The following is a 25675-nucleotide window of genomic DNA, read 5'->3' on the forward strand; positions in this document are numbered from 1 at the left end:
CCCGCCCCGAGCGGGCTTTTTCATTCTGGAGATTCAGACCATGGGTCAAAAAGTTGCGGGTACGGCGTACATCAAGGTCGACGGTATGCAGTTGACCGTCACCGGCGGCGCCGAGGCACCGCTTTCAGATAAGAAGCGGGAGACGGTTTACCCGGGCTTCTTCAAGGAAGAGCCGCTGGCTCCTTACTTGAAGATGACGGTTCTTCACACGCCTGACCTCACGATCAAGACGCTGACTGAAGGCAAGGATATGACCATCACCTGCGAGTTCAACAACGGAAAAGTCTATGTGCTGTCGGGGGCCTACATGGTCGACGAGCCAGTCTCGAAAGGTGATGACGGCAGCATTGAACTGCAATTCGACGGTATCAAAGGGGTATGGCAATGACCGACATCGTGAAGCTGAACACAGCCATTGAAGCCCACGGCGAGGCCCTGACCGAACTCACTCTGCGCCGTCCGACCGTGCAGGAAGTACGGGCCATCAAGGCGCTGCCGTACAAGATCGACAAGAACGAGGAAGTCAGCCTGGACATGGATGTCGCCGCCAAATACATCGCAGTGTGCGCGGGTATTCCTCCTTCCTCGGTCAATCAGCTGGACCTTTCCGACTTGAACAGCCTGAGCTGGTCGGTGGCCAGTTTTTTCATGAGTGCGGCATCGGCTCCATCGCCGACCTGACTTCAGTCGCCTACGACCTGGCCTGGTTCTGGAAGGTTGACCCCGAACAGATGATGGCCAGGCCGCTGGATGTGCTCACGGAATCCCTCGAGCACGCGCAACGCATAAACGAACTTCAGCAGGTGCAGTGATGGCGGACAAGTTCCAGCTTAAGGCGTTGATCACCGGCGTCGACAAGCTGTCGCCGAAGCTCGCCGGGATCCGCAAGAACGTTGCAGGCTTCAAGAAAGGACTCGATAAGACCGGCCTCGGCAAGATCAACTTCGGCGAAGTCGTTGCCGGGGGCGCACTGGCCGCGCCTTTTGTCGCAGGGATCCGGGCGGCCATCGACTACGAGTCGCAGATGGCCGACGTGAAAAAGGTCGTCAACTTCGATACCCCCGAGCAGTTCCGGCAGATGGGGGACGATATCGGCCGGATGTCGGAGCGGCTGCCGATGGCCGCCGGCGACATCGCGAAGATTGTGGCGGCGGGTGGTCAGTCGGGTATCGCCCGCGAAGAGCTGCTGGGCTTCGCAGAGGCGGCGGTGAAGATGGGGATTGCCTTTGACCAGACTGCCGAGCAGTCCGGCGACATGATGGCCAAGTGGCGAACCTCTTTCAAAATGACCCAGGACGATGTGATCGAACTCGCGGACAAGATCAACTACCTCGGCAACACAGGGCCGGCGAACACGCGACAGATCTCCGATATCGTGACGCGTATCGGCCCGCTGGGTGAGATTGCTGGCCTTGCGTCCGGCCAGATTGCAGCCTTGGGCGCCACGATGGCGGGGGTGGGGATCGAGCAAGAGGTGGCCGCGACGGGTATCAAGAACTTCATGCTCGCGATGACAAAGGGCTCTTCGGCAACGAAAGCCCAGGCCCAGGCGTTCAAGTCGTTGAGGCTGGATTCCAAAGCTGTCGCGAAGTCGATGCAGAAAGATGCCCAGGGCACCGTGCTAGACATACTGGATCGCATCAGTACGGTCGACAAAGACAAGCAGGCCGGCCTGATGGGCCAATTGTTCGGTACTGAGTCGATTACGGCTATCGCGCCGCTGCTGACGAACCTTGCCCTGTTGAAAAGCAACCTGAAGAAGGTGACCAATCAGAAGAAATACGGCGGCTCAATGGATGCCGAGTATGCGTCTCGGGCAGCCACGACGGCAAACAACCTGCAGCTTATGCGCAACGCGGCGGCGAGTGTGGCGCGGGCTATCGGTGACGCGTTGTTGCCTGCCGTCAATCTTGTGGCTACTGCGTTTCGCCCAATGATTTCCCGGGTGGCTTCGCTCGTCGAGGCTAACCCGGCGTTGGTGCGTGGCCTGGCTGCGGCCGGTATTGCCTTCACCGCAATTCGTGTTGCGGCGTTGGCTGCTACCGTCGCCGTTCGCCTTGCCGGGATAGCCTTTGCGGCGACTCCCATCGGCATCATTGCTGTGGCGATCGCTGCGGCCGCGGGCTTGATCATTGCCAACTGGGAACGGATGGAGCCGTTCTTTTCGGCGCTGTGGCGAAGTGTTCAGGCGCCTCTAATGGTGGCCTGGGGCTGGTTCAAGTCGTTTGTGATGTGGACTCCCATCGGCAGCATTGTTGAGAACTGGGGGCCTATCACAGAGTTTTTCTCTGCCCTGTGGGATCTGCTCCGGGCGCTGTCGGTTCCGGTCGTGGACTTCCTCCGGACGATGTTCGATTGGTCGCCGATGGGCCTGATTGTGCAGCACTGGGGGCCGATCACTGCGTGGTTCCAGGATCTGTGGGGCAAGCTGAAACCAATAATTGAACCCATCATGGAATGGTTCGGCGGCGGTGAAGGCGGGCAGGGCCTGATCAAAACTGCGACGCAGCAGGTGGGGGCGTTCACCGAGGCCCAGCGCAAGCGCAACGCGGGCGAGGGCGGCGGGGATGGATCGTGGTTGTCCGCCGGCTACGTTGAGGATGACCAGCGCTCCCGGCGGGCCATGCGCAACGCCATGAACATTCCCAAGACTGAGCAACTGTTAAGTCGCCCGAATCTTGCGGGCGAATCCAGCACGCTGTTGCAGCAGTCGGCATCGGCCGGGGCGCAGAAACTCAACGGTGAGTTGAAAATCAACATCGCCGGTGCACCGCCTGGTACGACTGTCGAGCAGCCGAAAACAAACCAGCCCGGGCTGAGCATCAAGCCCAGCGTAGGAACCCGAACTATCGGAGTAATGAGGCCAGGCTAATGACAGCAACGTGGCGTGATCAGTTGTTGCCGGCATCGTTCCGGGGGGTCAGTTTCCTGATCCCTCAGACCTCGGTGCCGGTGGGTATGAAAGGGCAGCTGCACGAATTCCCGCAGCGCGATACTCCGTTCTTCGAGCAGATGGGTAAGCAGTCCCAGGTTCACAAGATGACGGCGTGGATCATCGGTGATGACTGCTTCGAGCGGCGCGACAAGTTGATCGAGGCGCTGGAGACGCCGGGCGGTGGCGAGCTGGTGCACCCCTGGCTCGGCCGCCTGCAGGTCAAGGCGGGTGAATGCGACATGTCACACGACCTGACGGCCGGGGGGATGGTGGTCTTTGACCTGACCTTCTACCCGGACATGCCGCTGAAAATGCCGGGGGCCAAGGTCAACACTCAGGCCCAGGTGGTGAACTCATCTGAAAGCCTGCTGACGTCCTCGCTCAACCGCTACAAGACGGCAATGGCCACCGTGAACCAGGCTCGGCTGGGATTGCTGCAGATGCGCAATAGCCTCTCGGGTGTGTTCTCGGTGATTCAGCAGCACTTCGCGCCATTCGTGAGTGTATTTAGCGATGTAACTGGGTTTGCCCAGTCGCTGATGAACTCGCCTGGTTCGCTGTCGTCGCTGTTCTCCGGCTACTTCAGCAGCTTTTCCGGCTTCAACTTTTTCAGCTCAAGCACTGGTGGTGGAGAATCGAGCGTCGGGCGTGAGTCGGCCAGCAGCTTGGCCAATGTTTCGGGGTATCGCGGTGCTGTAGCTGAGGCTGCGCAGCAGACCGAGGCGGTGAGCAGCATCAATGTCGTCAGCTCGGGTGGTGGTGTCGATACTGCCGCGGCGTCTCAGGCTACGGCGAACCTGGTTCAGGACGCGGTGCTGGTGCAGATCGGGCTGATCGTCAGTGAAATGCCCGTGGCCACGCAGCCGGAGCTGATTGAGTCGACGCCTTCTGTCGAGCAGCAAGCAATCCTGCCGGAAGTTCGGCCCGAGGTTCCGGTGGCTGACGATGTAATCGAGCTGCGCGACAACCTCAATGAGGCGGTGTTTGAGGCTTCGCTCAAGGCGGACCCTGAACATTATCTGGTACTGAACAGCTTTCGCCAGACCGTGGTGAAGCACCTCACGGCAGTAGCTGCTTCTGGCGTGCGTCTGGTTGATATCACTCCCCCTGAAACGCTGTCAGCGCTGGTGCTGGCGTACCGTCGCTTCGGTGATGCGACGCGAGCGCCGGAAGTCGTGCAGCGCAATCGCATTCGGCACCCGGGCTTTGTGCCTCCGGTGCCGATCAAAATCGCCCAGAGGTAACCATGCCTGATGATCAAAATGCGGTCAGCCTGACGGTTGATGGCCTGGATTACTTCGGCTGGAAATCGGTAGAAGTCACAGCCGGGGTTGAGGATCAGGCCCGCTCTTTCACCCTGTCTTTGACGTGGAAGTGGCCGGGGCAGATCCAGAACATTCCGGTTAAGGAGGGCAGCAAGTGCCAGGTCCGGATTGGTAGCGATCTGGTGCTAACCGGCTGGGTGTTTGCGTCTCCGATCAGCCATGACGCCAGTCAGGTTACCAAGTCGATCACCGGCCGATCCCTTACCGCTGACCTGGTGGACTGCGCGGCGATCAACAAGCCCGGGCAGTGGAATAATCAGCCGGTGCTGTCCATCGTCAAGGCTCTGGCGGCACCTTACGGGATCTCCGTTAAGAGCGAGATCCCCGAAGGGGCGAAGCTGTCCGACCATACCATCGAGCCCGGCGAAACCGTGTTTGACTCCATCGACCGCCTGCTGACGTTGTTCCGGGTGTTTTCCACCGACGACGCTAGCGGTGTGGCGGTGCTCGCCAGCGTTGGTAGTGAGGGTCGAACCTTCGATGCGCTGGAGGTGGGCAAGAACATCCTGAGCGCGGATGCGCCGCTTGATTTCTCAGCGGTGTTTTCCGAGTACCAGGTGCTGGGTCAGAAGAGCGGCACCGATGATGAATTCGGCGCGGCGGCCTCCGAAGTGTCCGCCACGGTTACGGATAGTCGTGTGGCCCGCCGGCGGGTGATGGTCATTCAGCAGTCGGGCCAGCTGACCAGCGATCTGGCCCAGGCCCGGGCGAACTGGGAGCGCGGGAACCGGATGGGCAAGGCGCTGACCGTCACGATCTCAGTTCAGGGGTGGCGACAGTCAAACGGGCAGCTGTGGCGGCATAACACCATTGTCCGGGTGATCGATCCGATCATCGGCCTCGACCGCGACATGCTGATTGCGCGCATCACTTACTCCCTCAGCGAGCAGGGCATGCTCACGAAAATGGAAGTGGGGCCGCCCGATGGTTTCGAGCCCGAACCGAAGGATCCGCTCAGCCGCCGGAAGCTGAAGAAGGGCGGCAAGGGCGACAACTTCGAATACCTCATTCCTGCCGATTACGAGCCCAAAAAATGAACATGAAAAACATGCTGGCCCGCGGCACGGTGGTCCTTGTCGATGCCGCGAAAAAGTTGCAGGCCCTGCAGCTCCGGCTGACGGCGGGCGAACTTAAGGACAACGCCGAGCACTTCGAGCCCTATGGCTTCACCAGCAACCCGCTAGCGGGTGCTGAGGTGCTGGCGGCGTTCATCGGTGGGGATCGCTCCCATTCGGTGGTGCTGGTGGCTTCTGATCGCCGGTACCGGATCCAGGCCCTGAAGCCCGGCGAGGTGGCCATCTACACCGATGAGGGCGACCGGGTGCACTTCAAGCGCGGTCGGATCATCGACATTGAAACCGGAACGCTGAACATCAAGGCGAGCGCCGCGGTGAACATCGATTCACCCGTGATCAACCAGACCGGGAAAATCGTTTCCCAGGGCGATCAGGTGGCCGGTGGGATCAGTCAGATCGGACACGTTCACGGTGGTGTTCAGGCCGGCAGCGGCCAGAGCGGCGCGCCTGTGGCGGGGGGGTGATGGTGGTCATTTCTTCTGAGCTTGAAGCCGCGCTGATTCGTGCGGTGATCATCAGCCTCTACACCTGGCGTCGAGCCGAGACAGACGACCCCATCGATGACGACGAGCGCTTCGGTTGGTGGGGAGACAGTTACCCGGCTATTGCCGATGACCGCATCGGCTCTCGGCTGTGGTTGCTACGGCGGGTCAAGCTGACCGCGCAGACTCAGCGCGATGCCGAGTTCTACGCCCGTGAGGCGTTGCAGTGGTTGCTCGATGACGGGCATGTGACCGCTATCGATATCGCTAGCGAACATGTCGACATCAATCGGCTAAACCTGATCCCCACGCTGACCGTCGCCAGCGGTGCGCGCCTTGAAATCAAACAACCTTCTGCATGGCAGGTGATCTATGCCGTTTAACACGCCATCTCTCCCAGTGCTGGTAGAGCGTACACAGGCAGATCTGGCTGGTGACGCGCTGCGTCGGTCGGATGCCCAGGTGCTGGCCCGCACATTGTCCGGTGCCGCATATGGCCTGTATGGATACCTCGACTGGATCGTAGACCAAGTTCTGCCAGATACGGCTGATGAGGAAACCCTGGAGCGTATCGCCGCGCTGAGGTTGAACCAACCGCGCAAGCCAGCACAGCCGGCGTCTGGGGTGGCTGGCTTCACCGCGGTGGCTGGTGCCGTACTCGATGTCGATACGGTGTTGCAGGCCAGCGATGGTCGCACCTACAAGGTAACTACAGGTGTCACCACTGTAGTAGGGGCGAACACAGCAGAGATTGAAGCGGTGGACGCCGGGTCGCTCGGTAATGCTGACGCCGGTCTGGTGCTCACCTTGGTGCAGCCGGTTGCCGGCGTGACGAATTCGTTCACTGTGCTGGCGCCGGGGCTCGATGGCGGTATCGCTCGGGAGAGCGTGGAGTCGTTGCGAGCCCGGGTGATCCGCTCATACAGGGTGATCCCGCACGGTGGCTCGGCCGACGACTACGAGACTTGGGCCTTGGAGGTTGCGGGGATCACCCGCGCGTGGTGCCGGCGAAACTACCTGGGCCCGGGTACGGTTGGGCTGTTCGTGATGCGTGATGATGATGCCGAGCCGGTTCCAACCCCCGTGCAACTGGCTGAGGTGAAGAGCTACATCGAGCCACTGCGCCCGGTCACAGCTGAACTGTACGTACTGGCTCCGGTTGAGCATCCCGTTCTCTACAGCATTCATGCTGTACCGGACACATCTGCTGTTCGTGCGGCAATCGTTCAGCAGTTGATTGATCTGCACAATCGCGAGGCAGGGCTGGGTGAGACGCTGTTGATCAGCCACATCCGTGAAGCCATCAGCGGGTCAGCGGGTGAGACCGATCATCAGCTGACGGCGCCGGTGGCTGATGTTCCGGCGGCGACGAATCAGCTTCTGACCTTCGGAGGTGTCACATGGCTGTAGCTCGTACTGCCGATCAGTATCGCCGCCAGCTGCGCGGTCTGCTGCCCGCCGGCCCGGCCTGGGATCCTGAGCTTGTTCCTGAAATCGATCTGATCTTATCCGGTGTTGCCGTCGAGTTTTCGCGGCTCGATGCCAGGGCGGTGGATCTGCTGAATGAAATGGACCCCTCCGGCGTCAGCGAGTTGGTGCCGGATTGGGAGGCCGTGATGGGGTTACCCGACGCTTGTCTCGGCCCCAACCCTGCCTTCGAGGACAGACGCCTGGCGGTTCGTCGACGACTGGTCGAAGTCGGTGGGCAAACCCCGGCGTACTTCATCGAGATCGCGGTTAGTCAGGGATACCCGAGTGCAACTGTCACCGAACACCGAGCGCCCCGGATGGGGCGTTCTCGTTTCGGCATTGCGCACTTTGGTACCTGGGGCGCGCAGTTCATGTGGACGCTGAATACCGGCGGGCGTCAGCGAAAGGGGCGTCGGTTCGGTGTCACCTACTGGGGTGAGCGTTTCGGCGAGAACCCCGGTAATGCCATCGAATGCCTGATACGTCGGCCGGCTCCCGCGCACACCGTTGTGCACATCAATTATGACTGAGAGGTAAGAGTGTGGATTATCCGAAAAGCGTGCCAAACATTGGGTTAGTGGGCGGGAAGTTTGTTGATGAAAACCAACTGACCGGCACACCCGGCTCATTGATCCCCTCGGCTTGGGGCAACTCTGTTACCGACGAGGTATTGAATGTCATTGCTGCCAGTGGCCAGACTCCGGATGAAGGTGACCTGACCCAGTTAACGGTGGCGATCAAGAATCTTATCCATGCATCGGCTGGGTCTATGGCTGGTGTTCGGATTCTAGGGGCGAGCGCTAACCTAACAGCAGCAGATGTTGGGTATGTAGTGGTTGCAAACATTACATCGGGCGGCGTGGTAAGTCTTCCAAGCTTTGCAAGTCTTTATGCTGGGGCAAGATTCTATATCCAATGTGGGGCAAGTTCTGGCTCTATAGTCGTGAACGCTCCGGCAGGTATGGCATTTGGTGCCCCGAATGCGAGCGGAAGCCCTACAGCTCTTACTATTCGCCCTGGTGTTGCTCAGGAACTTATATATATTTCTAGCTCGACTATCTTGGTAACCAACGGTGCCGGTATTGCACAGCTTGGAGTAAGCGGGTATGAGCTATCAGCGAATGGTAAAATTCTTCAGTGGGTTCGGGTAAGCTCAACAGGTGTAACCCCAAACGTATTTCAGACGATAACATTGCCGATTACAGCGCCAAACGGTGTTTTGTGTGCGGTCGGCTCTAATTGCTCAGCTGCTCAGGCAGATACATTTGCTGTCAATGTTATTGAAAGCACTAATAACACGGTAAAGGTTTCCTGGTCAGCAACGAACGGCGGGGCGGCCGGCGCTCGAATTATCCTTGTCTGCAATTGAAAAGGAGTGGGTTTATGTATTATTCAGAAAGTGCTGGTGGTTTTTATGATGGTGAAATCCACGGGGGTAACATTCCTGCTGATGCAGTTGAACTAAGTAAGGCTGAATACGATGGGCTGATGTCAGGTCAGTACTCTGGACTTGAAATCTATTTCGATAAAAAGTCAGGGAAACCAGCTCTTCGAGTTAGGCCTGCGCCATCCAGAGAAGAGTTGGCAGTCTCCGAGAAAGTTTGGCGGACGGACGCGCTGCTGAAGACGGATGGCGTTGTTGCCCGACATCGAGATGAGTTTGAGAGCGGAGAGAAAACAACACTGAGCGCGGTAGAGTATCAGGAACTCCAGGAGTACCGTAAAAATCTGAGGCGTTGGCCAGAGATGGATGGCTTTCCTGATGCTAGTTGTCGCCCACAGGCCCCGGCGTGGCTGGCTGATTGATCATCTGTGCTATGCGCTATCAAAGCTGACTGTAAAGCATTACTCTAGCCGCTCAATCGATATAGGCATGGGTTAAATGGGTTCTACAGTTCATCGCGCCTCCCCTGAGTTTTATATTTCTGGGCTCGACTCCCTCCGGGCTTACGCAGTGATCATCGTCGCGATCAGTCACTGGATACCAACAGGTTTCTCTTACAATATCGGGCATGCGGGCGTTAGCTTGTTCTTTGTATTGAGCGGATTTGTTAACGGATTGAGCTGGAGAAGATCAGGGGAGGGCAATTACTTCGCTTTCATCTGGCGAAGGATTGCAAGAATATGGCCTGCATATTTTTTGGTGGTTTTTCTATCTGTGTTCTTTTTCTTTGATATGTATGAGGCTTCTCCTATTTGGAATGTTTTATTCCTTTCAGACGTTGCCTCTGTCATACATAGAGCTCCGTTGTTTCCGGCTCATTTATGGTCGTTAGGTGTGGAGCAGCAATTCTATTTTATGTTTCCTCTTGTTGTCGCGATTGCATGGAAGATTAGGTCTAAGTATGTGGCGCTCATTGTCTTGTTGTCGTGGATATTTGTAAGGCTGCTGCTTGGCTATTTCTCTGGCGAGAACATTCAGTTGATTAGGTATTCAGTCATAAGCTCAATGGATCTTTTTTTGGCTGGACTATTTGCTTCGAAATTGCTTTTTGTTAATGATAGAGCCTCTGTGTTATTTTCTTGTGTGTCTGGTGTTGTTGGATCTTTGCTTATTGCAAGCTGCTTTATAGGGTCTAGGTTTAGCGTGCTTTATGCTGCAAATACCGGCGTTGCTCTGATAAGTGTTTATTTGATTTATTCTCTGGTTAATGGTTCGAGGGTGTTGTCTGCGCTTGTTGATTTTAAATATCTTAGATATCTTGGAAGAATTAGCTATGGTTTTTATCTGTATCATTTTCTAATTGGTATTGCGCTGTATTCTATAGTGCGTGATTATGGGGTTGCGGCATACTTCGTATGTTCCTTTGTGCTGACGGTGGTTGCGGCTTCTGTTAGTTTTCATTTTTTTGAGTCGCCTGCTAAAGAATATCTTATTAGCGCTTATAAGCGTTCAGCTAAGAGTGTCGGAGTTTCATAAAGATTCAATTAATAACTATTGGCCCGCCTTACGCGGGCTTTTTTTCGCCTGGAGAAAATTATGCTGATCACCGAGCAGCAGTTGCTGCAGATCCTCCCCAACGCCCGCCGCCAAGCGGGCGTTTTTGTTCCTGCCCTCAACGCGGCCATGAGCCGTCGGCAGATCAACACATCCAAACGCATGACTGCCTTCCTCGCGCAGATCGGGCACGAGTCCGGCCAGTTGCAGTACGTGCGTGAGTTGGGCGGTGCCCAGTACCTGAGCAAGTACGACACGGGCAAGCTGGCTGAAAAGCTGGGCAATACCCCGGCGGCCGATGGCGACGGCCAGAAGTACCGCGGGCGCGGGCTGATCCAGATCACCGGTCACAACAACTACCGGCAGTGCAGCCTTGCACTGTTCGATGACGAACGCCTGCTGCGGACGCCTGAGCTGCTGGAACAGCCGCAGTGGGCCGCCGAGTCGGCCGCCTGGTTCTGGCAGCAGAACGGCCTTAACGAGCTGGCCGACCGCGACCAGTTCAACACCATCACCCGCCGCATCAACGGTGGTTTGAACGGGCTGGAGGATCGCTTGCAGATCTGGGCGCGGGCGCGGGAGGTGTTGCAGTGAGCCCCGCGGCGTTGCGCCTGGCTGGTGCTCTGGTATTGGCCGGCCTTCTACTCGCCGCGGGCGCGGGCGGGGCATGGACGGTTCAGGACTGGCGCTATGGCAGGCAACTGGCGGAGCAGGCCAGATTGCACGGTGAAGTCCTGAACCAGCTGAACCTGGCGGCCGCTGCTCAGCGGCGGGCCGAGCAAGACAAACGCCTGGCCCTGGAGCAGCAGCTGCAGGCCAGCGACCAAACCCACCACCGAGCCCTGACCGATGCCCAACGTAATCAAAGCCGTATGCGTGACCGCCTTGCTACTGCTGATCTCCGGCTGTCAGTCCTACTCGACGCCGAAGCCAGTGCTGCCGGCTGCCCAGTGTCTGCCACCCCCGCCACCGGCGGCGTGGTTCATGGAGCCGCACGCGCCCGACTTGACCCGGCGCATGCTCAACGAATTATCGGAATCACCGACGACGGCGACCGGGGGCTGATCGCCTTGCAGGCGTGCCAGGCTTACGTCAGGGCGCTGGGGAGGTGAGGGTGGCGGCTATCGCAAGCGCTTCACGTCCTGGGGGCGTATGAGTTTCCTCAAATCCTCGTTTGTTCTGTCCATGCTTCTAACGGACAGTTTCAAGCTCGCTATCTCCTTTCGCATCCTTGCCGCTTCACCTGCGCGCTCCCGTAGTTTTGACAGGACTTCTTCGCGCTCGCACTCTGCCTTGGCATGCATATTCACCAGCTTGAAAATGCTCTGCCTGGCTTCGCGCAGTTGGGTGGTCAGTTCCTGAATTTCGTTCTCAAGCAGCGCTCCGTGCTGTCTGCAGATTTCGAGGGGCGTGGGAATGCCCAGCCAGTCGGCTGTGTCTTCGATCTCTTCGGTGTGCACGGTGCGGCCTCGCATTACTTTTACTGTTTTTATGTACAGTAATTGAGGCGGCGACGCTGCGCCATCCAGGCCGACGAGCTGCAGGTAATGGCAAGCCGCCATTGTGTCGGTATTGGTGCGCGGTATTATGGTGAAAGGTTATCAAGCAAAAGGAATTCTTATGAAGCCGTTCTGGGCACTTGGTGCTGTTCTTTCCGTTGCCGTCTCCGTCCCTGCTTTTGCTGCGGACTATCCGGTTAAAACCCTGCAGGCCAACTCATTTATCTGTTTCGATTACGATGATTGGCAAGAAATGATATCGGCGTCGGTGGACGAAGATCAGGCTGCGATGATGCGTCTGGTGTCCTCGGGTGCATGCCGCATGGTTTCTAAGACAACAAAGGTGTCATACCTCGATAAGGCGGCGGGCGGGGTTGGTTCGCTCATTCAAATGCCCAGCGGAAAGACTGCCTACACGGCGGACGCTTTTCTCAAGTAGTGGGGCAAAAATGGGGCAAACCGCACGCCATTCTATGCCCCTCTATGCGGTTTGATCGTCAAACTCAAATTGTCAAATATGCCCTACAGCCCTTATCTATCGGGGCTGTAGGGCTTTTTTGCGTTAATACTGCAACATAATCGGCGTGTGGGAGGACAGATCGGTGAGCGCTTTATTCATCGGGTCGTCAGGTTGATTCGTTGAAAGGGTGGGCAAAAGCAGAGGGCATGGGCCCGGCTTTTTCGCGATGGGCGCAAGGTTACCATGGGCGGTCCGACCTTCGCAGGGATGAACCTAGGCGGATTTCGAGTGTTTTATGCATGAATATGCATTTTAGCATTTGTCATCGACGAAAATAACCCGCAATATGCGCGTTATGCAAAAGCGCAACGTTTCTACCGTCTTAAGAGAGCTGCTCGATCGCGATGGCATTTCCCCCACGGAACTCCATCGGCGTACCGGCGTGCCTCAATCCACCCTTTCGCGGATCCTCAGCGGCAAGATTGTCGATCCTTCGGACAAACACATCTCGCGGATCGCCGAGTACTTCCAGGTAAGCACCGATCAACTGCGCGGGCGCGCGGCTGTCGCCTCTGCCCGGTCGGCCGATCCGCATTCGGAACTCAAGGACATAAGTCTGTGGGACGACGATACCCCCGTCGATGACGACGAGGTGTCGGTCCCCTTTCTTCGCGAGGTTGAATTGGCTGCGGGATCAGGAAGATTCGTCATCGAGGAAAGCGAGCGCTCCAGTCTGCGCTTCGGCAAGCGCAGCCTGCGACACAATGGCGTGCAGTTCGACCAGGCCAAATGCGTGACCGTACGCGGCAACAGCATGTTGCCGGTGCTGCGCGACGGCGCCACGGTGGGGGTCAATGCCGGCAAATGCGGTATCGGCGACATCATCGACGGCGACCTGTATGCCATCAACCACAATGGCCAGCTGCGAGTGAAGCAGCTCTATCGCCTGCCTTCCGGCATTCGCCTGCGTAGCTTCAACCGCGACGAACATCCGGATGAGGACTACAGCTTCCAGGAAATGCAGGAAGAGCAGATCGTCATCTTAGGTCATGTCTTCTGGTGGGGCATGTACGCCCGCTAACCGCAGCCCATAACGCCAAAGCCCGCCATCGAGCGGGCTTTTTTGTGCCCGCGGAAAACCCTCCACGCCTTTATTTATGCGGCCTTCATGCGCCTATGCATTTCTTGCGCATAAATAAATGCATTTGTGCATTGACTGTATATGCATCCATGCATATTATTCGTTCCAAGCCGCCCGACAGCGGCGAGCGACACCGCTCTTTAGTGGCAAAAGCAAAGGCAGCGATGAACCGGCCTCGACGGTTCAGAGGGTTGGCAACTGACCCGGGTGTGCAGCGTAAAGCACCGTGAACAGTTATCCGGCGGGCAGGGACCGCGGTCGGAAAAACAATTTGAATAGACTCGTACCGCGCCAGTAGCGCCGAAAAGTCAGCTTCCTTTTTGTTCACAGGATGAAAGGAAGGCGAAGGATCGCATTCTGAAAAGCCCGACGGATTGCCGGGCTTTTTGGAATGCCTACCTGAAGCGCACAGGCACATCAGGCCTCATCCCTGGATGGCCAATGCAAAAGGAAGGATCCGATGAACATCACAAGGCATTGCAGATGTTGAAAGATTGCCGATGTGGACATTGCAAGAGACTGCTCGCCCGGATCGGCGAGTATGCAGAACTCCAGATCAAATGTTCCCGGTGCGGAACGCTGAATCATGTGAGGGCCACGAGCCCCGAGCGATCGCCTGTGAGCGACATGAGTGCTGCTTCGGTAGCACGACCCAATCCATCACAGCCATAGGTGAACACATGAAAGTCTTGAAAAAATACGTCGCTCCCATTCTGGCCGCCGCTGTGCTGCTGGGCTCCGCAGCCAATGTCGTTGCGGCCAACCTGCTGGTCAACGGCAGCTTTGAACAGCCCGGTTGCAGTGGTAGCTGTATTCTGGATACCCCGGCAAAAACCAACTTCATTACCGGCTGGACGACATTCCTGTCCGGTGCCGAGTACTTCAACGTGCCGGCTTCGATTGGCGGCTCCGTAGCCGCGGATGGCCTGGTGATTGTTGACCTGGCGAACTATGTCTATGGCAACGGCGGGGGCATTCAACAGAACTTTGCCACTGTCGTTGGCGCCAAGTACCGGCTGACGTTCAGCGCCGGCAATTCGAAGTTCGCCGGTCGTTCGGGCGACGGTGTGGTACAGGTCAAAGTGGCCGGCCAAACCGCCACTTTCAATACGCCGACCGCCAAAGGCGTTGCGATCGAGTGGAGCACCCTGACCTACGACTTCACCGCCACTACCACGCAAACGACCCTGGCGTTCTCCAACGAACAGAATCCGTACGCCAACTTTGCCTTTATCGACAACGTCATTGTTGAACGTCTGTAACTCCCGTTCAGCGGACTTTTCCAGGGTTGAAGACAGTGCCGGTGACTCGGTGCTGTCTTGCCCTCAATCCCTGCACTCATCAACGCTCCCAGGAGGCGTGACATGACAAACGAGCAACAAGCGTTGCTGGACATGCCGATCTGGCTTGTCATCGTCCTCGCCCTGGTGGGCGGGGTGTCCGGCGAAATGTGGCGCGCCGACAAGGAGGGCGCCCGCGGCTGGTTGTTGCTGCGGCGCCTGGCACTGCGCTCCGGGGCCTGCGTGATCTGCGGGGTCTCGACCATCATGCTGCTGTACGCCGCCGGCGTATCGATCTGGACCGCTGGCGCCTTCGGCTGCCTGACCGCCATGGCGGGCGCTGATGTAGCCATCGGGCTCTACGAGCGCTGGGCGGCCAAGCGGCTGGGTGTGTGCGAAGTGCCGCCCAAGGATCCCCGCTCGGACTCCTGAATAACCACCAAAACAGATCGTCGATTCATTGAGTCGACGCTGCCGTGATACCCGCCTGACGCAGGACGCGTACTCGTATTGAACGAGCTCAATCGGCCCTCCCGGCAGGGAGGCGCCAGGTACGGCCCAGCGCCGTCCATCCATCCGTTTCAAACAGAGGCAAACCATGATCCCAATCGACTACAACAGCTATCGCACCCTTGCGCCCTATAACAAGCGGGTGCGGTTCCTGGTGCTGCATTACACGGCGCTGAACTTCGAGGCGTCGGTCAAGGCCCTGACCACCGGCGCGGCGAGTGCCCATTACCTGATCCCGGCGGTGCAGGATCCGACGTATCAGGCCGCGGGTTTCCAGGAACAACGAATCTTCAACCTGGTGGCCGAAGCAGACCGCGCCTGGCATGCCGGTGTCAGTGACTGGGCCGGTCGCAGCGGCTTGAACGACACCTCCATCGGCATCGAGATCGTCAACGAGGCCACCGACGTCAATGGCGTCTTCACTTTCCCGGATTACGAACGCTCCCAGGTCGAGGCGCTCAAGCAACTGGCCTTGAATATTCTCCAGCGTTATCCGGACATGTCGCCGAAAAACGTGGTGGGCCACTCCGATATCGCGGTGGGCCGCAAATCCGATCCGGGCCCCAAGCTGCCCTGGAAAGAACTCTACAAGGCCGGTATCGGCGCCTGGTACGACGAGCCGACCAAGAAGAAATACGTCCAGCAATTCCGCTCTGTCGGGCTGCCCGAGCGTGCCGAAGTGCTCAAGGCCTTCGCCACCTACGGCTATGGCGTGCCGGCCCAGGCAACGGATGACTTCTTCCAGTCGCTGGTGCGGGCGTTCCAGATGCACTTCAGGCCGAAGAACTATACCGGGAAACTGGATGTGGAAACCTGCGCGATCCTTTATGCGCTGAACGAGAAGTACGCCTGATTCGGCGAAATCAGGGCTGAGGTCTCCATCGAAGGTGATGCCGGACCTCAGCAAAGTCTCGTGAGTCATCCGTTGCATCACCCAGCCCTTCGCGATGTCGTGCACCGATCTGGCGAGCCAGAGCCCTGCTCAAACCGATGTTCACCGCTGCTCCAACTCGCACCACATCCGCAGCCCCCCCCAGCGCAATCTCAACCCTGATATCCGAACAGGAAGCCCCCCCCTATGCCCGCCGTCATCGACAAGCCGTCGCAGCTGTTTTTTGCCATTGCCGAGACCCTGCGAGGGGCGGGCCTTGGCCTCAAGGTTGGCAGTCACCAGGACTTCGATGGTCTGCTCGACCAGGCCTGGGTGCTGATGGCGATCGAGCGCGATGCCCCGGGGCTGCGCAGCCAGGAAGGGCGTATCGCCCATGTCCTGACGATCTCGCTGCAAGCCGTGGCGGCTGTGGGGAGCGAGCGTTCCGGGCTCGAGGCCTGCGATCTGGCGAGCGTGCTGAAGGATCTCGCTACGGATAACCGTTGGGGCCTCCCGGCAGTGCAGTGCGACCTGCCGATGAACCTCGAGGGCCTGCCCTCGACCCTGATTCGCGGCGAGCAGCAATACGCCGCCTGGACGCTGTCGTTCACCCAGACGCTGTACCTCGGCCAGCCATTGCTGGACGACCCGACCGGCATACCGAAGTTCGCCCGCACCTGGGAAGTCTCGAACATCGATGACCCCGACCAATACCAAGCACTTGAGGGCTGAGCCATGTTTGACGAGCTGCTGCGCATGCAGCTGGGCCCGATCATCGAGCGCCTGGCGGAAATGGAAACCGAACTCGATGACTTGCACCGGCGAGCGGAAAACCATTGCCGTATCGGTGTATGCCAGTCAGTCGATGCGGCCAGCAACACCTGTCGGGTCAGCCACGGAGAGCTGCTGACGCCGGCAATCAGGTTCTTCAACCCCAGCGCCGGCGCGCAAAGCGAATCGCGCATTCCTTCCGTGGGCGAGCAGTGCCTGCTGCTCAACTACGGTGGCGGCGACGGCGGGGCCCAGTCGGTGGCGCTGTTCGGCCTCAACTGCGACCGCTTTCCACCGGTGTCGACCCTGGCCGCGCTGACCCGCCGCCAATACGCCGATGGCACCCAAAGCAGTTATGACGATGCCGGCCATGTCTTGAGCTGGAGCAACGGCCAGACCGCGCTCACCGCTTCCCGCGAGGCGGTCGAGTTGAGCATCGGTCCCGCCCGGCTGGCGATGAGGCCCGAAGCGATCGAGCTGCGGCTGGGCGCGGTGGGCATCTTGCTCGACAGCGCCGGCATCCACTTCAGCGGCCCCTTGGTGGAACACCAGGGCCGCGTTATCAGCCCTTGATAAGAGGCTTTCCATGATTGGAGTCGATAGAAACACCGGCGCCGCGGTCGATGACTGGCTGCAGTTCGTGCAGCGCGCGACCCGTGCCCTGACCACGCCGTTGGGCACCCGGCAGAAGCGTCCTTTGTACGGTTCGCTGATTCCCGACCTGCTGGGCCAGAACCTCGGCGACGACCTGCTGATCCTCGCCCAGAGCCATGCCGCGCAGGCGTTCTACAACGAGCAGAACGGCATCGGCGATTTCGAGCCGCAGGTCATAGTCGCCAGCCGGCGCGGCGCCGGGCTGCTGTTGCGTTTCGCCGGCACCTGGAAAAACCGCCAACAGACGTTCGAGGTCGTGACATGAGCATGCTGATACCCGGTGAACACCAGTTGGCCGAGCCGGCCATTGTCACAGTCGATGAATTCGAGACGCTGCTTGCCGAGTTCAAGACCTTCGTCATCGATTACGTGGCCCAGCGTGCCCCCGCCCATGCGCAGAAACTGCAGGCCAGCCTGGCCAACGAAAGCGAGCTGCTGACCCTGGCGCTGGAAGCCTTCTGCCTGCGCCTGCAGACCCATGAGCGCAAGTACAACGCCCGCATCAAGCAGATGCTGGCCTGGTGGGCCACCGGCAGCAATCTCGATGCGCGCCTGGCGGACATGGGCCTGGAGCGGCAGTTGCTTGACCCGGGCGATCCGGCGGCCTTTCCACCGGTCCCCGCGGTCTATGAAAGCGACCAAGATGCCCGCCTGCGCTACTACCTGGCGCCCCATGCGCCGGCCGCCGGTTCGCGCATGCAGTATCGCCGCGAGGTGTTCACCCTCGGCGAGCGGCCGACAGTGAAGGTGGACTCCACCGATGCGGGCGTGGTGACCGTCACCTACACCTTCGATCCGGACGGCTTCGCCGCTCAGGTCAAGGATGGCAACGGCCGCCGTACCGCACCGGGAGAAGTGCAGGTCACCGTACTCTCGCGGGAAGGCGACGGCACGCCGTCCGAGGACCTGCTCGAAGGCGTGCGCCGACACTTTGCGCGACCGGACGTGAAGCCGGAGACGGATCGGGTGACGGTGCAGGCGGCACAGATCAAACCCTACAAGATCCGCGTGGTGGCCAAGATCAACCCGGGCCCCGATTCCGGACTGACCCAGGTCGCCACGCAGCGGCAACTACAGGCCTACGCGGACAGCTGTCATCGCCTGGAAGGGCGGGTGGATCCGAGCTGGATCGATTACACGCTGCATACGGCAGGTGCGGTACAGCTGGAGATTCTCGAGCCATTGCAACCGATCGTGACCACGGCTTTCCAGGCTCCATATTGCACGGGGGTTGAAGTGGAGGTGCGCATCTTATGAGTGACGACACTGCTCGCTTGAGCCTGCTGCCGGCCAACAGCTCGGCGCTGGAGAAGGCCCTCGATCTCGGTTTCGCCCGCTTGCTCGAACGTGTGGATCCGCCCTTTCCCGAACTGATGAGCCCTACCCAGACCCCTGTGGACTTCTTGCCTTATCTGGCGGCAGATCGCGGGGTCAGCGAATGGGACGCGGAGGCCAGTGAAACCGAAAAACGCCTGACCGTCTCGTTGTCCTGGCAGATCCAGCGACAGGCCGGGACCCACAAGGCCCTGAGCCACGCCGTCGAATCCCTGGGGTTCATGCCCAACATCGCCGCCTGGTATGAGCAGCGACCGCTGGGCAAGCCCTACACCTTCGATGTGCAGGCAATCATTGTCCGGGACTGGTCCAGCGGTGATCACAATCGCTTGATACGCCGCATCAACGCCGCCAAGAGCGAGCGCGACGACGGCACCATCACCATCGTCCATCAAACCACGGGTGGGTTGCGACTGGCCGCTGGCGCCGATCCTGGCCTGAGCGTCAGCGATGACAGCCAGCCTGGGGCGTTGCCCGAGGTCAAGCTGCACGGATCGCTGAGCATGAGTTGCGTTGCATATACACCGCTGAGCGATGGCGAACTCTGTCTTGACGGAGCACTGCCTGAATTCGGGCTCGGCGCTCGGTTTAACAGTGCCGGGGTTTCCCAGCACTACACCATTAACGACTACGACCTCAGGGCGCAGCTATGACAGAAGACATTACGCGCTTGGTTCGCTTCACTTCCGCCGGTCTGGATGAAGTGTTGGCGGCAAAGAACCAAGGCTTGAAAGGTGAGATCACCCACATCGGCGCCGGCACCGGCCGCTACAACCCGGACGGTACGGAAACCGCACTTCGCAACGAGCGACAGCGGGTGGCGATCGTGGATTACGAGGACCTGGGCTCGCGCCAGTTGCGGATGGCGGCGCTGTTCGAGGGGCCGGATGAATACGAGATCGGCGAGTTCGGTTTCTACCTGGCCAGCGGCACCTTGCTGGCGGTGTATTCGGTGGCTGGCAAGCTGCTGACTTACAAGGCTGCTGCTGCACGGGTGCTGCAAAAGTTCACGCTGGATATTTCGCCGTTGCCTGCGGACAGTGTGACGGTAGTGGTGGGGGCCGAGAATCTCAACATCTTGCTGGCAGAGGAGTTGGCCACTCTTTCGGCGGCCAGCATCGACAACATGGCCCGCGGGCTTGGGGTGCTCTTTCGTGTGAGAGCGCTGGAAGAAAAGGTCATTTGAAAATCAGCAAGTCAGGTTCCGCAGGTGCCGATGGCCTGTCCTTTGGCTCCGAATGGGAAGTGTCGTTGTGAGCAAGATCAATGGAATCTAAGGAGTTAAGACTTTGAGTACAGAACAGCAACTGGCCGCGGTGGTAAGCGCGGCGAATAATTTGACCAACACTGTCACGGGCAAGGTTGGCGAGATCGACAAGGCACTGGCGGATGCCAGGCTGCAATACGATGCGCAGCTTCTGGATCTGAAAAGCCGACTGCCGCGGCTGGCGGTCACCAAGAACTTCACCCTGTTGCCCAATACCGCCGGGACGTTGATTGACAGCTGGGGTATTCATGGGCAGGTCACCACGACGAAGTTGCGTTCGATCACCCCTGTGTCCCAGGCAGTCGGCCGGCCGGCAGCAGACGTTGAGTTCATGCTCAAGGTTCAGGCCGACGTGCGGGAGCAGTTCCCCAATTTCGACATCCGGGCAACGGACTATTGGCGCGGGGCGATCAACGTCTGGCAAATGAAATGGACGGAGGCCGATAGCAGTCCCTGGCTCGCCTTTCCTTATGCCACCGACCAGACGCTGGCCAATGGCGCCGCCGCGGTGCCTTTGAACTCTTATCTGACCCTGGGCGCTTTCGTGCGTGTCGTTGATGGCTCGATCAGTGGCGCCTGGAGTACCGGCTCGCAGAAAGGCAAATGGCGTTGGTGCTCCGCGGTGGTTTCTCCTTCCGGAGCATTCGGTGCCTATTTCCACCTGCACCCGATGCGTACTTCGAGCACTGGATTGATTGAAATCATGCTGGCCGGTGCCTGCACCGGCGTAGTCACCGACCCGGGCGACTGGGGCACCATGCTCGCTATTAGTTAAGGAAAAACACAATGAAACCAACTTTTGTACCTGCTGAACTGCACCCGATCATCAAGTGGGAAATGATTCGCAAGGCTCGCGATGAAGACCTGGCGGCGAGTGATTACGCGGCCATGCCCGACTACCCCATGAACGAGACCAATCGTCCGGCGTTTGCCGCCTATCGCCAGGGGCTGCGCGATATTCCCGACCAGGGCAGTGATCCGGATGCGGTCGCCTGGCCGGTCAAGCCGGATTTCCTGAAGTAGGACCCCCACCGCGAAAGCGGTTTTTTTTCGCCCGCACAAAGCCCCGCAGAGGGGCTTTGGCGCTTTTGCGTCTGGAGAAATTCGCACATGTCCATCCGCCAGAAATACACCGTCCTGGTGCCGTTCCCCACCGGCGGCGGCCACTGGTCGAGCATCGGCCAGCAACTGGAACTGCTCGATGTCGAGGCCAGTGCCCTGCGTGCCGCCGGCCGCCTGGAACTGACCAGCGTCCTTGAAACGCGCCAACAGGCCGAACCGGCCACCCCATCCACCGCGGCCAAAAAGGCCGCTGCCAAGAAGGCTGAATAACCATGGCTGAGGTTCTGAACTTCGAGCACAACGGCATTACCGTCAATGCCACCGAATCCCCCGAGGCCATGGGTGGCCTGGGTGACAACGTCATCGGTCTGGTCGGCACCGCGCCGAAGGCCGACCCGCTGATTCCGCGCAATGCGCCGTTCCGCATCAACAGCTTCACCACCCAGGCCTTGCTGGACCCGACCGGTGCCGAGTCGGGCACTCTGTTCCAGGCGGTGTACCAGATCCTCAAAGTGGTCAAGGTTCCGGTCTATGTGGTGATCGTCGAAGAGGGCGCGACCCCGGCCGACACCGTCAATAACGTGATCGGCGGCGTCGATGCCACCACCGGCCGCAAGCTCGGCCTGGCTGCCCTGGGCAGCGTCCCGGAAGACCTGACCATCATCGGCGCGCCGGGCTTCACCGGCACCAAGGCCGTGGCTGGCGAGTTCGCCTCGTTCGGCAAGCGCATCAAGGCCCGTGTGGTGCTGGATGGCAAGGACACCTCGGTCGCCGACCAGGTGACTTACAGCAAGGAGCTGGGCGGCGCGGACCTGGGCTTCGACCGTTGCCTGGTGGTGCACAACATGCCGGCCGTGTACTCCAAGGCGGCCAAGAAGAACGTGTTCCTGGCGCCGTCGAGCCTGGCCATCGCTGCGCTGGCCAAGGTCAAGCAGTGGGAGAGCCCGGGCAACCAGGTGACCTACGCCGAAGACGTTTCGCGCACCGTGGAATACAACATCCTCGACACCTCGACCGAGGGCGACCTGCTCAACCGCTACGGCGTCAGCTACTACGCCCGCACCGTGCTCGGTGGCTTCTCGCTGCTGGGTAACCGCTCCATCACCGGCAAGTTCATCAGCTATGTCGGCCTGGAGGATGCCATCAGCCGCAAGCTGGTCAAGGCCGGGCAGAAAGCCATGGCCAAGAACCTGACCAAGTCCTTCATGGACCAGGAGGTCAAGCGCATCAACGACTGGCTGCAGACCCTGGTCGCCGACGAAACCATCCCGGGCGGCAGCGTGTACCTGCACCCCGAGCTGAACAGCGTCGAGAAGTACAAGAACGGTACCTGGTACGTGGTCATCGACTACGGCCGCTACGCGCCGAACGAGCACATGGTGTATCAGCTCAACGCCCGCGATGAAATCATCGAGCAGTTCCTGGAGGATGTTCTCTAATGTTTACCAACCGCGTAAGACAGGCCATCGCGGCCACCCTGCAAGGCCTGCCGTTGTCGGCGACCGTGGAAGAGTTCACCCCGCCGAAGATCGAATTCGAAATGGAAGAGATGCGCGGCGGGCGCTTCATCGCCGAAGAAATGGCCAAGGGCGGCAAGGTGCTGACGGCCACCCTCAAGCTGCAGGGACTGGGGCCGGAAATCATGCTGGCGCTGGGCGTGAAGCTGGGTGACGACATCCTGCTCAATGTCCGCGAGGCGGGCCAGGATCAGGATGGCAAGACCTGGTTCACCTACCACACCGTGGGCGGCAAGCTGAAATCCCTGGCCGAAACGGCCATGAAGATGAATGAAAAACCCACCACCACCCTGGAACTCTCCTGCCGTACCTACAACCGCATCGAGAACGGCGTGCCGGTGATCGACATCGACGTGCGCACCCAGAAGTTCGTGCTCAGCGGCGTCGACATTCTCGGCGACGCCCGTCGCGCCGTACTGATGCCGTAACCCGCGACACTTCCCCTCTGTAGGCGCGAGCGGCTCGCGATGACGGCCCGACAGCCCGCATCGCAAGCGCTGTTCATCTCCTGTCGCGAGCCTGCTCGCTCCTACCTTTTACATAGGAATTCATTCATGTCCTGGACGCCTCCGATCCATGTCCTGCTGTGCCCGATCACCGCCGACGACGAGTCGCAGATCGCGCAGATTCAGCTCAAGCCATTGTTCTACGCCGCGCAGAAAGAAGCGCTGGCCCGCGCCGGCGACGATGAGGACGATCAGTTCTTCGAGCTGGCCAAGCTGGCCACCGGCCTGTCGGTGAAAGAGCTGGATCAGCTCAAGCGACCGGATTACGTGAGCATTGCGCAGTACGTTCACGAGATGTCGACCCGTCCGACCGCCCACTTCCTCAAACAGGCCGAGGAGCAGATCAACGAGGACAACCCGGATCAGGTGCAACTGCTGCTGCCGCTGGCCGTGGCCGGCCAGGACGTGACCTCGCTGACCCTGGAAATGCCGGCGCTGCGGGCGACCAAAGCGATGAAAAAACTCAAGACGGCCAAGGAGCGCGCTGAGTTCATCACCGCCCATTGCACTGGCCTGATGATTCCCGATCTTGCCCAGCTGACGGTGCCCGACTGGACCCAGCTGCAGGTACGCATCGACGATTTTTTAAACAAACCGGCGGCCTTCTTTCGGAGCGCGACATCGAAGTGATACTCGATGTGGTGCCGCTCATTTACTCGGTGAGTGAAGCGGAAATCCTGGAATGGGACGCCGGCAAGGCATTACGCCGTTACGACATCGCGATCACTCGCCTTGGCGTGAAACAGGAGTAGAGCGGGATGGCGGACGATAAGTTTTCGCTCAAGTTCACCGCCGTCAAGGAAGGCTGGTTGACGTTCGGTGACATCAGGTCGGTCGACCTGAACACGCCCGTCGCGAGCATCGCGCCGTCGGGTGGATTGGCAGCCCAGCCCAAGGATCGGCTACCCGGTCTTGACCGGGCACTGGATACCCTCAGCGTCGATATCGGGTTGCTGGTGACCAGCCTCGACGCCCTGAACCTGACCCTGTCGTCGCAACGTCTGCGGCAGGTGATTACGGTTAGCCAGGCTGCCGGCGCCAAGGGCGAGCAAAAAAGTGCGGGCAAGGCAGGCGGCGGCATCGAGCCGCCGGACCTGCTCAAGCCTGCGATCAGCATGGACTCGGCGATGGCCGACCTGGGGCGCCTGGTCGATTTCCAGGGGCGCGATCGCCAAACAATGGCCGTGGAAAACCAGCGAATGGCTGCGCTTCCACAGATTGCTGCCGGGGGAACCAAGGCGGTCGATCTGGTAAGGATCGAATACACGGCGGCCAAGGCGGGGATCGGTAGCGATCAAGGCTCGGGCGAAGCCAGGCAAAAGGCGTTGCTGGCCTTTGCCGATGCTGCCGCAATCACCGCGACGGCATTCAAGATGTCGGGCACGGATGCCGGGGAGATGATGGCCGGCTGGCGCACATCGATGAAGCTCAACGCCGACCAGGCCATGGATCTGGCGGATGCGACCAATCACCTGGGTAAAGTCCCCGGTGACGCCGAGGCGGCTGATATCGGCGCCATCCTCCAGCGTCATGGTGGTGCGGCGACCTCGGTTGGCCTGGCGCCGGTGCAGGCCGCGGCCCTCACGGCGGCATTGCTCAACAGCGATACGTCTAAGGCCGATGCCGGCAGTGCGCTCAAGAACATCACCACGACCCTGGGTAAGGGTGATCAGGCAACGGCGACTCAGCAAGCGGCCTGGAAGGCGCTGGGACTGGACCCCGGGAAAGTGGCCGGGGGCTTGCGCGAGGATGCTGGGGGAACTGTGGCATCGGTGCTGCAGGCGCTGAACAGGCAGCCCGCCGAGAAGCGGTCGACGCTGGCCACGGCATTGTTTGCCGAGGGCGATCAGGCGGTGCTGCGTCTGGCGCAGAATCTCGATGACGTCAAGCAGACCTTCTCCCGGGTAGCCGGCTCGGATCCAGACGTCCCCTCGGAGTCGAATTACCAGGGCTCGGTACGGGAGTCGGCGCTGGCGCAGTCAAAGACCCAGAAAGCCACCTGGGACACCTTCGAGGCCCGCACCGAGCGATTGTCCACTGCCGCGGGCAACGCGTTGGCACCGGTAGTCGACAGTACGCTTACTCCTCTTGGCGAGTTGGTGGATGGCCTCAGCGAACTGGCCGAAACCTTTCCCAAGGTCACGGCCGGCCTCGTGCTGCTCGGTGCGGCGCTGAGGTTGCTGGTCAGCAAGCAGGGCAAGGCGGTGGTAGACGAGGTGTTCAACCGCGGTGCCAAACGCATCCTCGACGGTGCAGGCACTCGCCAGCCCGGCGCTCCAGGTCCTTCGGGCGGTCCAAGTGCACCGAGTATCCCGAGCGGTCCGAGCATCGATGTTCCACAGGAACAACGTGCCAAAGGCAAGGCCGCAAGGAGGGCCGCAAAAAAACAGGCTGCCCAGAAAGCACTGAAAGCCACGGCCGCTGTTCCAGGTGCGGGTTCGTCCTTTGCTTTCGGTCTGTCCGGGTCGCAGGCCTCGGTTCGTTCCTTGAGCCGCAGGGCTCCTGGGCCGGCGAAGTACCTCGGCGCCGCGGTGGATGTCGCCGAAGGCCTGGTGACCGGCGATACCCAGATGCTC

General features: G+C 59.8%; 34 protein-coding genes. 33 read left to right on the top strand and 1 reads right to left on the bottom strand.

The window, feature by feature from the left end:
- Positions 1-40 precede the first annotated feature (40 nt).
- The 14 genes from J4D28_RS09070 (at position 41) to J4D28_RS09135 (ending at position 11338) form a co-directional block, all read left to right on the top strand.
- Positions 41-388: a phage tail tube protein gene (locus J4D28_RS09070; protein ID WP_103330392.1), complete on the top strand. Its 348-nt coding sequence runs from the start codon at positions 41-43 to the stop codon at positions 386-388.
- Positions 385-681 carry a phage tail assembly protein gene (locus J4D28_RS09075; RefSeq protein WP_103330389.1) on the top strand — a complete coding sequence of 99 codons (297 nt, stop codon included), beginning with the start codon at positions 385-387 and terminating at the stop codon, positions 679-681. The genes J4D28_RS09070 and J4D28_RS09075 overlap by 4 nt, the downstream gene beginning before the upstream one ends.
- A 130-nt stretch (positions 682-811) precedes the next feature.
- Positions 812-2872 carry a phage tail tape measure protein gene (locus J4D28_RS09080; protein WP_103330388.1) on the top strand — a complete coding sequence of 687 codons (2061 nt, stop codon included), beginning with the start codon at positions 812-814 and terminating at the stop codon, positions 2870-2872.
- On the top strand, positions 2872-4179 hold the full coding sequence (locus tag J4D28_RS09085; protein WP_103330387.1) for a DNA circularization protein: 1308 nt from the start codon (positions 2872-2874) through the stop codon (positions 4177-4179). The genes J4D28_RS09080 and J4D28_RS09085 overlap by 1 nt, the downstream gene beginning before the upstream one ends.
- 2 nt (positions 4180-4181) lie before the next feature.
- The gene (locus J4D28_RS09090) at positions 4182-5297 is read left to right on the top strand and encodes a phage baseplate assembly protein (protein WP_103330384.1); all 1116 of its coding nucleotides are present in this window, start codon (positions 4182-4184) and stop codon (positions 5295-5297) included.
- Complete coding sequence (locus tag J4D28_RS09095; RefSeq protein ID WP_103330382.1) at positions 5294-5800, top strand: phage baseplate assembly protein V; 507 nt, start codon at positions 5294-5296, stop codon at positions 5798-5800. The genes J4D28_RS09090 and J4D28_RS09095 overlap by 4 nt, the downstream gene beginning before the upstream one ends.
- A 2-nt stretch (positions 5801-5802) precedes the next feature.
- Positions 5803-6201 (top strand): phage GP46 family protein, encoded by a 399-nt coding sequence (locus J4D28_RS09100; protein ID WP_103330634.1) that lies wholly within the window; start codon positions 5803-5805, stop codon positions 6199-6201.
- Entirely contained in the window at positions 6191-7228 is a 1038-nt protein-coding gene (locus J4D28_RS09105) for a baseplate J/gp47 family protein (RefSeq protein ID WP_103330379.1), read from the top strand. The genes J4D28_RS09100 and J4D28_RS09105 overlap by 11 nt, the downstream gene beginning before the upstream one ends.
- Positions 7219-7818 carry a YmfQ family protein gene (locus tag J4D28_RS09110; RefSeq protein ID WP_103330376.1) on the top strand — a complete coding sequence of 200 codons (600 nt, stop codon included), beginning with the start codon at positions 7219-7221 and terminating at the stop codon, positions 7816-7818. Before J4D28_RS09105 ends, J4D28_RS09110 begins: the two co-directional genes overlap by 10 nt.
- Positions 7819-7829: 11 nt before the next feature.
- Positions 7830-8657, top strand: a complete 828-nt coding sequence (locus J4D28_RS09115) for a hypothetical protein (RefSeq protein ID WP_146043818.1) — start codon at positions 7830-7832, stop codon at positions 8655-8657.
- 14 nt (positions 8658-8671) lie between these two features.
- Positions 8672-9094 carry a phage tail protein gene (locus J4D28_RS09120; RefSeq protein WP_146043817.1) on the top strand — a complete coding sequence of 141 codons (423 nt, stop codon included), beginning with the start codon at positions 8672-8674 and terminating at the stop codon, positions 9092-9094.
- A gap of 76 nt (positions 9095-9170) precedes the next feature.
- Positions 9171-10208, top strand: a complete 1038-nt coding sequence (locus tag J4D28_RS09125; protein ID WP_103330373.1) for an acyltransferase — start codon at positions 9171-9173, stop codon at positions 10206-10208.
- A 60-nt stretch (positions 10209-10268) separates the two neighbouring features.
- A complete protein-coding gene (locus tag J4D28_RS09130) occupies positions 10269-10820 on the top strand; it encodes a glycoside hydrolase family 19 protein (protein WP_103330371.1) in 552 nt (183 codons plus the stop codon).
- A gap of 11 nt (positions 10821-10831) precedes the next feature.
- Positions 10832-11338 (top strand): lysis system i-spanin subunit Rz, encoded by a 507-nt coding sequence (locus tag J4D28_RS09135; RefSeq protein ID WP_219733828.1) that lies wholly within the window; start codon positions 10832-10834, stop codon positions 11336-11338.
- A gap of 9 nt (positions 11339-11347) precedes the next feature.
- Here the strand turns inward: J4D28_RS09135 and J4D28_RS09140 are convergent, their stop codons facing one another.
- Positions 11348-11686 (bottom strand): hypothetical protein, encoded by a 339-nt coding sequence (locus J4D28_RS09140; RefSeq protein ID WP_256587534.1) that lies wholly within the window; start codon positions 11684-11686, stop codon positions 11348-11350.
- A gap of 160 nt (positions 11687-11846) precedes the next feature.
- Between J4D28_RS09140 and J4D28_RS09145 the strand changes: the two genes are divergently transcribed.
- From J4D28_RS09145 to J4D28_RS09235, 19 genes are all read left to right on the top strand, one after another.
- Positions 11847-12164 (top strand): hypothetical protein, encoded by a 318-nt coding sequence (locus J4D28_RS09145; protein ID WP_103330364.1) that lies wholly within the window; start codon positions 11847-11849, stop codon positions 12162-12164.
- 367 nt (positions 12165-12531) lie between these two features.
- Positions 12532-13266: an XRE family transcriptional regulator gene (locus J4D28_RS09150; protein ID WP_028681850.1), complete on the top strand. Its 735-nt coding sequence runs from the start codon at positions 12532-12534 to the stop codon at positions 13264-13266.
- 543 nt (positions 13267-13809) lie between these two features.
- Positions 13810-13998, top strand: a complete 189-nt coding sequence (locus J4D28_RS09155; protein ID WP_080577932.1) for a Com family DNA-binding transcriptional regulator — start codon at positions 13810-13812, stop codon at positions 13996-13998.
- 8 nt (positions 13999-14006) lie between these two features.
- A complete protein-coding gene (locus J4D28_RS09160; protein WP_009047292.1) occupies positions 14007-14588 on the top strand; it encodes a DUF642 domain-containing protein in 582 nt (193 codons plus the stop codon).
- Positions 14589-14690: 102 nt separating this feature from the next.
- A complete protein-coding gene (locus J4D28_RS09165; RefSeq protein ID WP_009047293.1) occupies positions 14691-15038 on the top strand; it encodes a phage holin family protein in 348 nt (115 codons plus the stop codon).
- A gap of 166 nt (positions 15039-15204) precedes the next feature.
- On the top strand, positions 15205-15969 hold the full coding sequence (locus J4D28_RS09170; protein ID WP_103330361.1) for an N-acetylmuramoyl-L-alanine amidase: 765 nt from the start codon (positions 15205-15207) through the stop codon (positions 15967-15969).
- 225 nt (positions 15970-16194) lie between these two features.
- On the top strand, positions 16195-16719 hold the full coding sequence (locus J4D28_RS09175; RefSeq protein WP_103330358.1) for a hypothetical protein: 525 nt from the start codon (positions 16195-16197) through the stop codon (positions 16717-16719).
- A 3-nt stretch (positions 16720-16722) separates the two neighbouring features.
- Positions 16723-17331 carry a phage baseplate assembly protein V gene (locus tag J4D28_RS09180; RefSeq protein ID WP_038630729.1) on the top strand — a complete coding sequence of 203 codons (609 nt, stop codon included), beginning with the start codon at positions 16723-16725 and terminating at the stop codon, positions 17329-17331.
- Between the two features lie 13 nt (positions 17332-17344).
- On the top strand, positions 17345-17677 hold the full coding sequence (locus J4D28_RS09185; RefSeq protein WP_007924012.1) for a phage baseplate protein: 333 nt from the start codon (positions 17345-17347) through the stop codon (positions 17675-17677).
- Positions 17674-18669, top strand: coding sequence for a baseplate J/gp47 family protein (locus J4D28_RS09190; protein WP_103330356.1), 996 nt, complete (start codon positions 17674-17676; stop codon positions 18667-18669). The genes J4D28_RS09185 and J4D28_RS09190 overlap by 4 nt, the downstream gene beginning before the upstream one ends.
- The gene (locus tag J4D28_RS09195; RefSeq protein ID WP_028681844.1) at positions 18666-19400 is read left to right on the top strand and encodes a phage tail protein I; all 735 of its coding nucleotides are present in this window, start codon (positions 18666-18668) and stop codon (positions 19398-19400) included. The genes J4D28_RS09190 and J4D28_RS09195 overlap by 4 nt, the downstream gene beginning before the upstream one ends.
- Positions 19397-19933 carry a hypothetical protein gene (locus tag J4D28_RS09200; protein ID WP_041985717.1) on the top strand — a complete coding sequence of 179 codons (537 nt, stop codon included), beginning with the start codon at positions 19397-19399 and terminating at the stop codon, positions 19931-19933. Before J4D28_RS09195 ends, J4D28_RS09200 begins: the two co-directional genes overlap by 4 nt.
- A gap of 103 nt (positions 19934-20036) precedes the next feature.
- On the top strand, positions 20037-20789 hold the full coding sequence (locus tag J4D28_RS09205; RefSeq protein WP_041985715.1) for a hypothetical protein: 753 nt from the start codon (positions 20037-20039) through the stop codon (positions 20787-20789).
- An 11-nt stretch (positions 20790-20800) separates the two neighbouring features.
- Positions 20801-21037, top strand: coding sequence for a tail fiber assembly protein (locus tag J4D28_RS09210; protein ID WP_028681841.1), 237 nt, complete (start codon positions 20801-20803; stop codon positions 21035-21037).
- A gap of 87 nt (positions 21038-21124) precedes the next feature.
- Complete coding sequence (locus J4D28_RS09215; protein WP_028681840.1) at positions 21125-21346, top strand: hypothetical protein; 222 nt, start codon at positions 21125-21127, stop codon at positions 21344-21346.
- Positions 21347-21348: 2 nt separating this feature from the next.
- The gene (locus J4D28_RS09220) at positions 21349-22515 is read left to right on the top strand and encodes a tail protein (RefSeq protein ID WP_009047303.1); all 1167 of its coding nucleotides are present in this window, start codon (positions 21349-21351) and stop codon (positions 22513-22515) included.
- On the top strand, positions 22515-23021 hold the full coding sequence (locus J4D28_RS09225; protein ID WP_103330353.1) for a phage major tail tube protein: 507 nt from the start codon (positions 22515-22517) through the stop codon (positions 23019-23021). Before J4D28_RS09220 ends, J4D28_RS09225 begins: the two co-directional genes overlap by 1 nt.
- Positions 23022-23147: 126 nt before the next feature.
- Complete coding sequence (locus J4D28_RS09230; RefSeq protein ID WP_101281893.1) at positions 23148-23729, top strand: phage tail assembly protein; 582 nt, start codon at positions 23148-23150, stop codon at positions 23727-23729.
- Positions 23730-23857: 128 nt separating this feature from the next.
- The coding region (locus J4D28_RS09235) for a phage tail tape measure protein (RefSeq protein ID WP_207246414.1) at positions 23858-25675 on the top strand (1818 nt) is incomplete at its 3' end.

This window comes from Pseudomonas sp. GW531-T4 (assembly GCF_017349615.1).
In the GTDB taxonomy this organism is placed as follows: Bacteria; Pseudomonadota; Gammaproteobacteria; order Pseudomonadales; family Pseudomonadaceae; genus Aquipseudomonas; species Aquipseudomonas chlororaphis_I.